Origin of the sequence: Robertmurraya sp. FSL R5-0851 (genome assembly GCF_038002965.1) — a bacterium.
Lineage (GTDB): Bacteria > Bacillota > Bacilli > Bacillales > Cytobacillaceae > Robertmurraya_A > Robertmurraya_A beringensis.
The window spans coordinates 1628662-1642571 of sequence record NZ_JBBOOE010000001.1 but is presented as its reverse complement, the minus strand read 5'-3'; the positions used below and the strand labels follow the sequence as shown (position 1 = coordinate 1642571).

The following is a 13910-nucleotide window of genomic DNA, read 5'->3' as shown; positions in this document are numbered from 1 at the left end:
GTTAAAACTCATTACTTTATAAATAAGATGTTTTGTCCTTAATCGATTACGTAGCAAAAGTGAAATAAGCGGAGAATTTCCGGTTAGATGCAAATGATGCCTCGTTTTGGGGGTAAATAAGTGGAGTTTTTCCGCTTATGCAAAGTAAAACCGCCTATTTTCAAATTTTTTGAGCCAATAGGCGGAATCCCTCCGCCTATTGGAGCCTTTTTTAATAAGAATTACTAATTAAGTGGAATTTCTCCGTCTATTTATCAGCTCCGGGTGCTTAACCTGATCCCCAACCGAAAAGTGCGGATCCTCTTGAACATAGATATGGAAAACAGCAGCTTTTTATCAACACGCTTATAAATAAAGAAAAGAAAAGACGTATTCATACGTCTTTTCTTGTGTATTTTAATTAAGAAAGTACCCGAAAACAGAACCCTTTAAAATGTTTCATGAGCTTTTTCATCTTATATTTCCATAATAATCGGGAGAATCATTGGTCGACGTTTTGTTTTGTCGTACAGAAATTGATTTAATTCATCTCTCATACTTTGCTTCATCGTTCCCCAATCAAATGACTCTCTGGTTGTGTTTCTTTCAACAATACTTCTAACAAGCTGTGTAGATTCTTCCATCAGCTTTTCTGACTCTCTTACATAAACAAAACCACGTGATATGATCTCTGGACCAGCAGTGATTTTCTTTTCTGCTCTGCTTAGTGTGACAACAACGATTAAAATACCATCCTGAGACAATAAACGTCGATCCCTCAGAACGATGTTACCAACATCTCCTACGCCGCTGCCATCGATAAGAACATTTCCAGCAGGTACTTTTCCAGCGGGTTTAAAACGCTCATTTTTAATTTCTAAAACTTCTCCTCTTTCAGGAATGAAAATACGATCCGTTGTAATTCCACATTGGACAGCCACTTTGCTATGAGCCTTAAGCATTCGAAATTCCCCATGAACAGGAATAAACAACTTAGGGTTCATCAAGTTGATCATAAACTTCAGCTCTTCTTGGCTACCATGGCTAGAAGTAGTCACCATTCTTTTTCCGGAGATCACATGAGCTCCTGCGCGGAACAACATATCAATTGTTTTATAAATAAACACTTCACTCCCTCTAAGAGGAGAGGCAGCAATAAGGACCGTGTCACCTTTTTTGATATTTACTTGTCGATGAATTTGTTTTGCCATTTTTTGGAGGGCTTCAATCGGTTCACCTTGTGTTCCTGTTATTAATACTACAATCTCATCGTCTGGATAATTATCAATTTCTTCAATTGGGATGATTAGTTCATCGTGAACTTGCAAGTAATGTAAATCCAATGCAATGTGAAAGATCTTTTCCAAACTTTTTCCAACTACAGCAATCTTTCTTCTGCTTTCATATGCTGCATCAAACACATGCTGAATACGATTAATGTCAGATGCAAATGATGCTGCAATAATTCTTCCTTTCGCATTATAAAATGCATCAGACATTTCCCTTACAACAATTGATTCAGAAGGTGTGTAACCAGGCCTTTCCGCTTCCGTGCTATCAGATAATAAGCAAAGAACCCCGTTTTCCCCAATTTGGGCCATTTTGCCAATTTCAGGTTTATAAAGATCTGTCGCTGCCTGATCAAATTTAAAATCTCCTGTATATACAATTGCCCCTTCAGATGTATGAACACAGATTCCAACAGAGTCTGGGATACTATGATTTGTTTTGAAGAAAGATACTTCACACGTATCAAAATTCACAACAGTATCTGAAGTAACGATGCGGAAATCCGTTTTTCCTCTGTATTCCTGCTCGTCCAATTTTGCTTTTGCAAGTGCAAGCGTTAGCTTCGTTCCATATACAGGAACATGTAACTCTCTTAATGTATAAGATAATGCCCCAATATGATCCTCATGCCCATGTGTTAGAAAAATAGCTTTTACTCGATCTTTATTTTGAGCTAAATATGTAATGTCCGGAATAACAATATCAATTCCTAGCATTTCATTTTCAGGAAACATTAATCCTGCATCTAATACAAATAAATCACCGTCCACGTCAACCACATACATATTTTTCCCGAACTCTCCGACTCCCCCCAGAGCCACAAGCTTAATACTTTCATTCTTTCTCTTATTCAAAGTAGAATCCTCCTATGCTGTCATTTCATCCGACCCAAGATCAGTTATGATTATTATACTTGAATGATGAAATCCTTTACAACCAAAATTAAACTTGTTTGATTAGGAAGTGGATAAATCTGTATTTACATCCTAAACTTCGTCAAATACGGTCAAATTCCCACATAATAAAAGGCCAACCCACACGTGGTTGACCTAATTGGTTTTCATCTTAGCGAAATAACGAGATTATCTGTGCTCTTTCTTCTTCATTCAATGGTACTAAAGGAAGTCTTACAGAGCCCACATCAAGACCTTTAATTTGAAGAGCTGTTTTTACAGGAGCTGGGCTCGGTGCTTTAAACAATCCTTCCATTTTTGGTAGGAGCTGTTGATGCTTCTTTGCTGCCGCTTGAATATCTCCATTTACAAAAGCTGACACCATTTCTTGCATCTCATTTCCGATCACATGTGAGGCTACTGACACAATCCCTACCCCACCAATTGAAAGAACTGGAATTGTTAGCCCATCATCACCACTGTACAACAAGAAGTCATCATCTGTACCAGCAATAATTGCTGTCATGGCATTTAAATTGCCACTAGCCTCTTTAACGGCTACAATATTAGCGATTTTAGATAAGCGAATGATTGTTTCTGGTAAGATATTGACAACTGATCTACCTGGGATATTGTACACCATGACAGGAAGAGATGTTGCCTCAGCAGCTGCCTTAAAATGCTGATACAAGCCTTCTTGATTTGGTTTATTATAATAAGGAGCAACGATCATCACAGCGTCTACGCCAATTTCCTCTGCTTTCTTTGTTAGCTCAATGGTAGCATATGTGTTATTGCTTCCCGTTCCTGCAATAACAGGAATACGCTTATCAACAACCTTCACCACATGTTGAAACAAAGCGATTTTCTCTTCCTTCGATAACGTTGGAGACTCACCAGTTGTCCCAGCAATAACAAGTGAATCTGAACCATTTTCAATCAAGTGATTGATTAATAATGTTGTTTTTGCAAAATCAATATGCCCTTTGCTATCAAAAGGCGTAACCATCGCCGTAGAAACTCGACCAAATAAAACCATATTGCCACTCCTTTAAATCTAATCCTTAGAAAAAATCTTAGTTCTCTTCATCAAGGTTAAAGGCATCATGCAACGAATTAACAGCTGTTACAAGATCATCTTCCTTAACAAGAACCCATATCGTTGTATGACTATCAGCCGATTGAAGAATACGAATTCCATTTTCAGAAAGTGCTGAAACAATCTTTGAAGTTACTCCAGGAACACCTGCTATTCCTGCACCCACAACAGAGACCTTTGCACAATTTTTCTCAAACTCAGGCTCATGACCCAAATCACGAAGAACTGTTAGTGCTTTATCTGTCATTTCACTGGATACCGTGTAAACCACTCCATTAGGTGAAATGTTTATAAAATCAACACTAATCTTCTCATTGGCCATTGACTTAAACACTTCAGCTTGAAGGTTATACTGACCTTTTTTTGCAAGTACCTTTATTTGAGTAACTGGTGACAGATGGGCAATTCCCGTAACCGTCCGTTCTTTTATATCACTTCCACGATGATCATTCGAAATAGAAGTTACAAGCGTCCCTTCACCATCCGAATAGGTAGAGCGAATCCTGATTGGTACCTTCGCTTGCATAGCAATTTCAACCGCTCTTGGGTGAATAACTTTGGCGCCCTGATACGCCATATTACATACTTCTGTATACGTAACAACCGAAAGTGGTCTAGCATTTTCAGCAATTCTAGGGTCTGCTGTCATAATTCCTTCGACATCTGTAAATATGTCGATAACCTCTGCTTTTAAGGCTGCTCCAAGTGCTGCAGCTGACGTGTCACTTCCTCCACGTCCAATCGTTGTAATGTCACCATTTTGAGCGGCACCCTGAAAGCCTGCAACTACTACTACATCATGTTGTTCCAGTTCTTCAATCACACGCTCACACTTCATCTTAATAATCTTTGCATTTGTATGGTCATCAGTAGTTAGAAAACCTGCTTGCGCACCAGTTAACGAAGTCGCGTTAACCCCTGCTTCAAGCAGTAAGTTGGAGAAGACCACACTCGAAATGGCTTCCCCACATGATAGTAATAAGTCTTGTTCACGTTTAGATATTAGACTCTGTGCACCGCCGATTAAGGATAGCAAAGTGTCTGTTGCATATGGATCACCTTTTCGACCCATAGCCGATACCACAACCACTACTTTATACCCTTCAGCTAATGCATTTTTAATATGTCCAATTGCAAGATTTCGACTTTTTTCATCTTTTACTGAAGTGCCACCGAATTTTTGAACAATCATTCTCATTGTTACACCTCTAGTTATACAGCTTTAAATTTCTATTTTACAATACCTAACTTCACTAAACTTTCTGCGATTTGGACTGAGTTCCATGCAGCTCCTTTAAGGAGATTATCTGATACAACCCACATATGGAAGCCTTTTTCATTGTCCAAATCCTTACGAATACGGCCAACAAACACATCATTTTTACCAACACAATTTGCAGGCATTGGATATAATTGGTTTTCTGGGTCATCTTGAAGTACGACTCCTGGTGCATTTTCAAGTAAGTTCTTCACATCCTGAGCCGTTACACCCGCTTGGTCTACTTCAACAAACAATGACTCAGAGTGACCTGTTGCAACTGGGAGACGGACGCAAGTAGCTGCTACTTGGATTTCTGGTAAGTGCATAATTTTCTTTGTTTCATTGATCATTTTCATCTCTTCATACGTAAATCCGTTTTCTTGGAATTTATCAATTTGTGGAATCGCATTAAAAGCAATTTGATAATGTTTCTTATCAGATTTTACTGGTAAGATTTTTGGTTCGTAATTTTCATTAGATACAATTGCTTTTGTTTGCTCGTACAACTCTTCCACTGCTGCCGCACCCGATCCAGAAACGGCTTGATACGTTGAAACGATAATTTTATTTAAACCATATTGCTTACGAAGTGGTTCTAGTGCTACGACCATTTGGATCGTAGAACAATTCGGATTAGCAATAATTCCTTTATGTTCATGTAAATCCATTTCATTGACTTCAGGTACAACAAGAGGAACATTTTCATCCATGCGGAATGCACTTGTGTTATCTACAACAATAGCACCATGCTTAACCGCTTCTGGTGCTAGTTCAAGTGATACGCTTCCACCTGCACTAAATAACGCAATATCGACCCCTTCAAAGCTCTCTGGCTTTGCTACTTGAACCGTATGTTCTGCACCTCTAAAAAGGACTTTACTACCTGCTGAACGTGGTGATGATAATAACGTTAATTTTGAGATTGGGAATTCTCTATTTTCAAGAGTTTGAATCATTTGTTGACCTACTGCTCCTGTTGCTCCCACAACAGCTACATGAAATCCTTTTTCTGATAATGCCATTTCGTTATTCCCCTTCCAGTATCTCTAAAGATCGATATGAATTCTAGTAAAACATTTATCACATTATTAAAAACATCAACATGTAATAAATGTCCTTTTTACCGCCATTCTGTTCCATGGCTATATAATAACATCTATTTTAACATATTCATGCATTAATGAAGTACATTTTTTATTTAAGCCGTGCAAAGGAATCTATTTTTCCTTGTAACACGGCTTTTAGTCTATTGCTAGAATTGGATGAGGGCATATTACCTCTATTGTCTATTGTGCATCTTTATACCTTTCAACGAGTACTGGTTGAATTTGTCGGCCAGAAAGAGCAGCCTCCACTGTATCAGCTAGCATAGTCATACGCGCGACTAATGAATTTGGCTTTTTAATTGGGTCATCTTGACCGTATGGAATAAAATATATATTTTTGGTCGCCATCAATCTCATTAAATTGACGCCATTTAAGCCAAGTGCATCATTTGTGGAAATCCCTAATACAACGGGTTTTCCATTTCTTAACGTCGCTTTTGCAGCCATTAACACTGGAGAATCAGTCATCGCATTAGCAAATTTACTCATTGAATTTCCAGTTAGTGGAGCAATAATCATGCAGTCCAATGGAATCTTTGGTCCTAACGGCTCTGCACCAACAATGGAATCAATGGCTTTATTTCCAGTTAACTTTTCAATTCTTTCAATCCAATCCTCACCTTTTCCAAAGCGAGTAGTTGTATTTTTCACGGTGTTTGTTACCACCGGTAATACTTCTGCACCAGCATTGATAAGATTCTCGATTTCTGGATACACAGCATCATACGTACAGTGAGAACCCGTTAAACCGAAGCCGATTTTTTTCCCTTGTAAGCTCATGTTACTTCCCCTTTCTTGATTGCATATCATCTAACAGCAGTTGAGAAAGAACGTTTGCTAAAATTTGACCTGCCGTTTTTGGAGCAACGATGCCTGGAAGTCCTGGGGCCAAAAGCGCTTTTATTCCCCTTTTTTCAGCATATCGAAAGTCGGTTCCACCAGGCTTTGAAGCTAAATCAATGATCAGTGTATGAGTAGGCATTCTTGAGATAACGGAAGCCGTTACGACTAGATCAGGAATCGTATTGATACAAATATCAACATCCTTCACCTCTTGCGTTAGTTCGTCAAGGTGAAATGGTGTTAAAGCCATTTCAGTGATTCGAGCAATATGCTCTCCTTTTCTCGCTCCCACTTTCACTTTTGCCCCTAAAGCAGAGAATGTGCGTGCCACACTCATTCCTACTCTTCCTAAGCCAAGCACCATAATCGTTGATCCATGTATAGTAAAGTCGGTGTGCTGAATCGCCATCATAATCGTACCTTCAACTGTCGGTATCGAATTATAGATAGCTACATCGTCCCGTTCGAACAATTTCACGAGTCTTCGATTGGAATCATCCGTGATTTTATTCAAGTATGCATTGGAAATTCCAGAATAAATCGTACAATGTTCTGGTGTTTGCTCCAAGTGTTCTGTAGTTAAAACTACTTTTTCATTCGAGAAGATCGTTTCTACTTGACCTTCCATATTCGTTCCAGCTACCGGCAAAATGATCGCATCTATATCTGAAAATACTACTTCATCCAATTTCTCCTTTACTGCACCAGTAAAGGCATGGTCGAGTTGCTCAAAGCCAATCAAAGAGAGCTTCGCATCGAGCTCTGTTAGCTTTCGGACGATTTCGAGCTGTCTTGCGTCTCCGCCTATGACTGCTATTTGAATCCCTGTTAGCATGAAACACTCACCTTCTTTTTAAATGATCCAAATCCTAATCTTACTGCATTACTCCAACATACTATGTATTCACCCCGAAATCGGTGAGTTTTCCTAGAAAAAAAGCCTAATGAAAACAAAAAAAAGAACTGATGCCAACGCACAGTTCTTTACTCTTCTTGAATATCAATAATAATCATATCCGTCCCAATTGTTTTTATATGCTTCCACGGTACCCTTACCTCTCCACCTTGCCTTTTAAAACCAAACCATTTAACTGAGGGAATTAAAAGAGCCTGTATTTGTCCGTTGCTTTCATTAATCTCTAAATCTGTCTGACCAAGTATCCCAAGTCTTTCTGCTTTTTTGACATCGACAATTTCCTTCCCACTCAATTCACTAAGTCTCATTTTCAACTCTCCCCCTTTTGTCCTCTCTATATCCTAGTATTAGATTGATAAATATATACGTAGGAAAAATAAGAAATAGCAAAAAAGCCTGAGCAGAAAAACTCAGGCTTAAAAAACTAAATATTCTTTGGAAGAACTCCGTCAGGACTAATTAGGGACACTGAATACTTGTCATTGAAGATTTTATTAGCCATAGCATCTACACCATCTTTTGAAACGGCATCAATTTGCTCAACAATTTCATCAAGCGTACGATGTCTTCCTAACAGAAGCTCGTTCTTTCCGTTACGGCTCATCCGACTATTGGTACTTTCAAGGCTAAGCATTAGACTACCTTTTAGCTGTTCCTTACTATTTCGAAGCTCCTTATCTGTAATACCTTCAGCCTTTAGCTTTGATAACGTTTCTTGAATCGTATCAAACAATACATCTAACTGCTTCGCACCTGTTCCACCATAGAGCGTGATCACTCCGGAATCCTGGAACGATGAATGATAAGAGTACACAGAATAAGCAAGACCGCGCTGTTCACGAACTTCTTGGAACAATCTACTACTCATACTTCCACCTAGTATATTGTTTAGAGTGATCAAGTTATAGATTTCTTCATCTCCAACCTGTAATCCTTCATATCCAATACATAAATGGGCTTGTTCCGTTTCTTTCTTTCTAGAAAGTCGGTTTGTATGAAACTGTGGCTTTTCAAATTGATTATTCGATTTTCCAGCCTCATATGACCCAAACAACTTTTCCACTTCTTGAATAAAGACTTCAGAAATATTTCCTGCAACCGAAATAACCACATTTTCCGGTGTATATGTATCATGCATATATTGCTTTAACGTATCACCTGTAAAAGTTGCTAACGTATCTTCCGTTCCGAGTATCGGAAACCCAAGAGAATGGTTTTCATAAATCGCTTTACTTAACAGATCATGAACGATGTCATCTGGTGTGTCATCATACATTTTAATTTCTTCATATACCACATTCTTTTCTTTATCTAATTCTTCCGCAACAAATGTCGAGTGGAAAAACATATCAGATAAGACATCAAGAGCAAAGCTAGCATGGGTATCAAGAACCTTCGCATAATAGCAAGTATATTCCTTGGATGTAAAGGCGTTCACTTGTCCACCAATGCTATCGAAGCTTTCAGCAATCTCCCTAGCAGTTCTTGTTTTTGTTCCTTTAAAGAACATATGCTCAAGAAAATGCGAAATTCCGTTATTTTCAGGTGTTTCATTTCGAGAGCCTGTTCCGATCCAAACACCGATTGCAACGGAACGAACCGTAGGGATATTTTCTAAAACAATTCTAACCCCATTTTGGCATGTATATCTCTTTATCACGTGAACTCCTCCTGTTCTACAGCGTAATGCTACGATCATTATACGTCTTTTGGTGTGACTATCAATTATTCTTGCTCATTTATTACCGATTTCTTCATAATTCGATCTTCACTCAATAACTCAGACACTGTATTAATTTCATATTTCTCAAGCTTAATTCGTTTAATAAGCTCATCTAGAGCTTTTGCCGTTGAATCGGTTGGATGCATAAGAATCATGGCCCCTTTATGCACTTTCCCCATCACACGATTGATAAGTTGCTGTGGTGTTGGCTTTTGCCAGTCAATCGTATCAACACTCCACATGAGTGTTCCAAGCTTATACTCTGCTGCAATTTTTACTACTTCATCACGGTAGCTTCCGCTTGGTGGAGCGAGCCATTCAACTTCCTCTCCCGTTGTAGCATTAATTACTTCGTTTGTTTTTACAATTTCTTCTCGAATTTTTGCTGAAGATATTTCCTTCATATTGGGATGAGTGTAAGAATGGTTACCTACTTCATGACCGGCCTCTACAATCATTTTTGCAAGCTCTGGATTTTCTTTTACCCATCTTCCTTCAAGAAAGAAGCTTGCATGAACATTATTCTTTTTTAACGTTTCCAAAATTGGTCCAAGGTACTCATTTCCCCAGGCGACATTTATAATAAACGAAACCATTGGCTTATCAGGGTGGCCTTTATAAATGGCGGTCGGGGGCAGATCCTTTAAATGAACTGCTGGTGATGTCTGTATGTATACGAGTTTGTCTGGATCGAATTTCCCGTCCTTTTTCATCTTAGCATAACTTGCAGAAATGTCGACTTTTAAACCATTATATCCAGGGATGGCCTTCCAAACAGGATCAACCTTTGCATCTTGAGCTGGTTTTTCATATTCTTTTGCCTTCTCTTCAATCTCCATATACAAAGTACTTTTTTGACCTGAAGCAGGAATGTTTAGCACCTTTAATCCATGGACGTATTGATCCGTAAGTGGATTGTTTACTAACATAATTGAGAGCATCCCAATCATAGAAATAGTCATTAGTTTCTTCATTCTTATTCTCCTCCTTCACTTGTACATTATGTAAAGAAAGGACAAGGTAGAACAATCAAGGGACATTTCTTTCTATGCACTAAAAACCCGCTGTTTGTAAGCGTTATCATTATGTTGTATGGGAAAAGCCAGGGTAAAGCCCTGGCTTTTCGTTGTGTTCTTTATTTTTGGGCTTGTTCTTTTTGTTCACGTTGTTCTTTAAGAACGACTTTACGTGACAAGTTTACACGGCCCTGCTTATCGATTTCCATAACTCTTACTAAGATTTCATCGCCAATAGCAACTACATCTTCTACTTTGCCCACTCTTTCTTCAGCCAGTTCAGAAATGTGAACTAACCCATCTTTACCGCTAAATAGCTCAACAAATGCTCCGAATTTTTCAATTCGTTTAACTTTACCTAAATACATTTGTCCAACTTCTACTTCACGAACGATATCTTCAATAATCTTCTTTGCTTTCTGGTTCATTTCTTCATCCGTAGATGAGATGAAAACTGTACCATCTTGTTCGATATCAATTTTCACGCCAGTTTCTTCAATAATCTTATTGATTTGCTTTCCGCTTGGTCCGATAACATCACGAATTTTATCAGGGTTGATATAAATAGTAATAATCTTTGGTGCATACTTAGACAGCTGTTCTTTCGGAGTTGAAATCGTTGCAAGCATAGAATCAAGGATTTGCATACGACCTTTCTTCGCTTGTTGCAATGCTTCCTCAAGAATTTGTCTTGATAAGCCTTCGATTTTAATATCCATTTGTAATGCTGTTACACCTTTTGACGTACCAGCTACTTTAAAGTCCATATCGCCCAGATGGTCTTCCATGCCTTGAATATCTGTAAGGATTGTATAATGCTCACCGGATTTTACAAGGCCCATAGCAATACCTGCTACAGGAGCTTTAATTGGAACCCCAGCGTCCATCATAGCTAAAGTACTCGCACAAATACTTGCTTGAGAGGTAGAACCATTTGACTCTAATACTTCTGATACAAGACGGATCGTGTATGGGAAGTCTTTTTCAGAAGGAATAATTGGCTCTAGAGCACGTTCACCTAACGCACCATGACCAATTTCACGACGCCCAGGCCCACGCATCGGACCCGTTTCTCCAACTGAGAAATTCGGAAAGTTATAATGGTGCATGAAACGTTTTTCTTCTTCAATTCCTAATCCATCTAAGATTTGTACATCTCCTAAGGCCCCAAGTGTACAAATACTCAATGCTTGAGTTTGTCCACGTGTGAACAGACCTGAACCATGTGTACGTGGAAGCAAATCTACCTCTGATGATAGCGGGCGAATCTCTTCTGGATTACGTCCATCAGGTCTTACCTTTTCTTCTGTAATCAAACGGCGAACTTCACCTTTAACCATCTTATCTAAAATCTGTTTCACTTGTTTTAAGTCATCGTCTGCTGCTTCTTCTTCCTCGTATTTTGCAATAACCGTATCCTTTACAGCACGGATAGCATCTTCACGAGCGTGCTTTTCTTGAACTTGAATAGCTTTAATCATATCCGCTTCACACATTCCACGAATTTCCGCTTCAAGATCAGCATCAAGTTGATATAAAACAACCTCTGTCTTTTCTTTTCCGATTTCAGCTGCAATTTCTTCTTGGAATGCGATTAATCTTTTGATTTCTTCATGTCCAAACATTATCGCTTCAAGCATCGTTTCTTCTGGTACTTCTTCTGCACCAGCTTCAACCATGTTAATGGCATCTTTTGTTCCAGCTACAACTAAGTGCATATCGCTCTTTTCTGTTTCTGCAACAGAAGGATTGATAATAAATTGACCATTGATGCGGCCAACTGTAACACCTGCAATTGGACCTTCAAAAGGAATATCTGAAACAGAAAGTGCAAGAGATGAACCAAACATAGCTGCCATTTCAGATGAGCAGTCTTGATCCACACTCATTACCATACTAACTACTTGAACTTCATTACGAAATCCATCAGCAAACAATGGACGGATCGGTCTGTCAATTAAGCGACTAGCTAGTATTGCCTTCTCACTCGGACGTCCTTCACGTTTAATAAATCCACCAGGAATTTTTCCAACCGCGTATAGACGCTCCTCATAGTTTACTGTTAATGGAAAGAAATCGAGTTTCTTCGGTTCCTTCGATGCTGTAGCCGTACTAAGTACTGCTGTATCGCCATAGCGAACGAGCACAGCGCCGTTTGCTTGTTTAGCAAGCTGTCCAATTTCCACGGAAAGCTTACGACCAGCCCAATCTATTGAATAGATTTTCTTGTCTTGTCCCATTTTTTACCCCTCTCTACCAATTCTCTTTGGTATGTTAACGTGTAATTACATGTATATAAATTGTTCTAACCCGTAATGGAGAACAAATATAAGAATATAGGCGAATATTCTATAGTATGTACATAATTATGAATACTTAAAAAGCTTATTGATAGAAATTTATTGCTAACAAAAAAGCGGGAAAGAATCCCGCTTTAAAGATTAGCGACGTAAGCCAAGCTTCGTGATTAATTCACGGTAACGAGTAACATCCTTGTTACGAAGGTATGTTAATAAGTTACGACGTCTACCTACCATTTTTAAAAGACCGCGACGTGAGTGGTGGTCCTTCTTATGAGTACGTAAGTGTTCATTTAAGTTGTTGATTTCCTCAGTAAGGACAGCGATTTGAACTTCTGGAGATCCAGTGTCGCTTTCATGAGTTTTGTACTCATTAATAAGTTCATTTTTACGTTCTTTAGTGATTGCCATCCGTTTCACCTCCTATTATTTCAAATCCCCTGTTACTGAGCCAGCGTCGGTGACTCGACTAGCCAAGCAAAGGTTCATTTCGTACGTTTCTTAGAATACACTTTTTTATGACAAATTGCAAGGCTTAGTCTTTGAATTTTCAAAGTAGAGCAGTGAATTTTGTTTATCTCGCTCGATTTGTGCCACAAGTTCATCAATTCCTGTGAATTTCTGTTCTGAACGAAGGTATTTATGCCATTCAATCGTTACATACTCTCCATATATTTGATCATTAAAGTCAAAAATATGGACTTCTACACTCGGCTTATTCGATTTTTCCTTATTAAAAGTTGGTTTAAACCCGATATTACAAACACCTTCTTGCCATTTCCCATTTACAAGCATTCTTACAGCGTGAACACCAAGTGGTGGCAGGATATATTCCTCATTTAAGTCAATATTTGCTGTAGGGAACCCAATCGTTCTTCCTCTTTTGTCACCGTGTACAACTATTCCTGTTGTCGTATAGTAACGGCCGAGTAATTCCGGAAGTGTGTCAAGTTGACCTTCTTTTATATGGTTTCTGATTAAAGTTGAACTAATTTTTTCATCGTGACTTTCAAGCTTAGGCACAACCGTAAAGGTGAATGCTTGTCTTGAATGAAACGGTAGAGTTTCCATCGTACCCTTACCAAGCTTTCCGTAAGAATAATCAAACCCAGCGACAACGTGAACAGCACCTAGATCTATCAAGTATTGGTCGACAAACTCCTGTGGCAGAAGATTGGCAAATTCACTAGTAAAATTCACAACAAACAGGTAATCAACCTGTTGTTCAGAAATAATTTTGATCTTTTCTTCTAACGGGGTAATATATTCAACCTTTTCCACCTTTTTGAGTACAACGGATGGATGTGGAGTAAATGTCATTACCGCACTTTTTATTCCCTTTTCCTTGGCTATTTTTGCAGCCGTATCGATCACTCTTTTATGGCCTAAATGAACCCCATCAAAATAACCAAGAGCAACGACCATTGGTTGAAACATATCCTTTGAGAATTGATGAGGATGTGTAATATTTAAAACTTCCACAA

The 13910-nt window shown here is 38.6% G+C and carries 12 protein-coding genes; all 12 read right to left on the bottom strand.

What is annotated here, in order from left to right:
- Positions 1–455: 455 nt before the first annotated feature.
- The 12 genes from MKX65_RS08520 to ribF all read right to left on the bottom strand — a co-directional run bounded on the left by MKX65_RS08520 (position 456) and on the right by ribF (position 13908).
- A complete protein-coding gene (locus MKX65_RS08520; RefSeq protein WP_160545551.1) occupies positions 456–2123 on the bottom strand; it encodes an RNase J family beta-CASP ribonuclease in 1668 nt (555 codons plus the stop codon).
- Between the two features lie 211 nt (positions 2124–2334).
- On the bottom strand, positions 2335–3201 hold the full coding sequence (gene dapA, locus MKX65_RS08515; protein WP_160545552.1) for a 4-hydroxy-tetrahydrodipicolinate synthase: 867 nt from the start codon (positions 3199–3201) through the stop codon (positions 2335–2337).
- A gap of 37 nt (positions 3202–3238) precedes the next feature.
- A complete protein-coding gene (dapG, locus tag MKX65_RS08510) occupies positions 3239–4459 on the bottom strand; it encodes an aspartate kinase (RefSeq protein ID WP_340903239.1) in 1221 nt (406 codons plus the stop codon).
- A gap of 32 nt (positions 4460–4491) precedes the next feature.
- Entirely contained in the window at positions 4492–5544 is a 1053-nt protein-coding gene (gene asd / locus MKX65_RS08505; protein WP_160545554.1) for an aspartate-semialdehyde dehydrogenase, read from the bottom strand.
- A gap of 264 nt (positions 5545–5808) precedes the next feature.
- Positions 5809–6408, bottom strand: a complete 600-nt coding sequence (dpaB, locus tag MKX65_RS08500) for a dipicolinate synthase subunit B (protein WP_160545555.1) — start codon at positions 6406–6408, stop codon at positions 5809–5811.
- Between the two features lies 1 nt (position 6409).
- A complete protein-coding gene (gene dpaA, locus MKX65_RS08495; protein WP_340903238.1) occupies positions 6410–7306 on the bottom strand; it encodes a dipicolinic acid synthetase subunit A in 897 nt (298 codons plus the stop codon).
- 149 nt (positions 7307–7455) lie between these two features.
- Positions 7456–7695, bottom strand: a complete 240-nt coding sequence (locus MKX65_RS08490; RefSeq protein WP_066053414.1) for a YlmC/YmxH family sporulation protein — start codon at positions 7693–7695, stop codon at positions 7456–7458.
- Between the two features lie 116 nt (positions 7696–7811).
- The gene (locus MKX65_RS08485; protein WP_340903236.1) at positions 7812–9047 is read right to left on the bottom strand and encodes a M16 family metallopeptidase; all 1236 of its coding nucleotides are present in this window, start codon (positions 9045–9047) and stop codon (positions 7812–7814) included.
- A gap of 65 nt (positions 9048–9112) precedes the next feature.
- Positions 9113–10084, bottom strand: a complete 972-nt coding sequence (locus MKX65_RS08480) for a polysaccharide deacetylase family protein (protein ID WP_340903234.1) — start codon at positions 10082–10084, stop codon at positions 9113–9115.
- A gap of 161 nt (positions 10085–10245) precedes the next feature.
- The gene (pnp, locus tag MKX65_RS08475) at positions 10246–12366 is read right to left on the bottom strand and encodes a polyribonucleotide nucleotidyltransferase (RefSeq protein WP_340903232.1); all 2121 of its coding nucleotides are present in this window, start codon (positions 12364–12366) and stop codon (positions 10246–10248) included.
- A gap of 201 nt (positions 12367–12567) precedes the next feature.
- Entirely contained in the window at positions 12568–12837 is a 270-nt protein-coding gene (rpsO, locus tag MKX65_RS08470) for a 30S ribosomal protein S15 (protein ID WP_119707582.1), read from the bottom strand.
- A gap of 105 nt (positions 12838–12942) precedes the next feature.
- Positions 12943–13908 (bottom strand): bifunctional riboflavin kinase/FAD synthetase, encoded by a 966-nt coding sequence (gene ribF, locus MKX65_RS08465; RefSeq protein ID WP_340903231.1) that lies wholly within the window; start codon positions 13906–13908, stop codon positions 12943–12945.
- Positions 13909–13910: the final 2 nt, after the last annotated feature.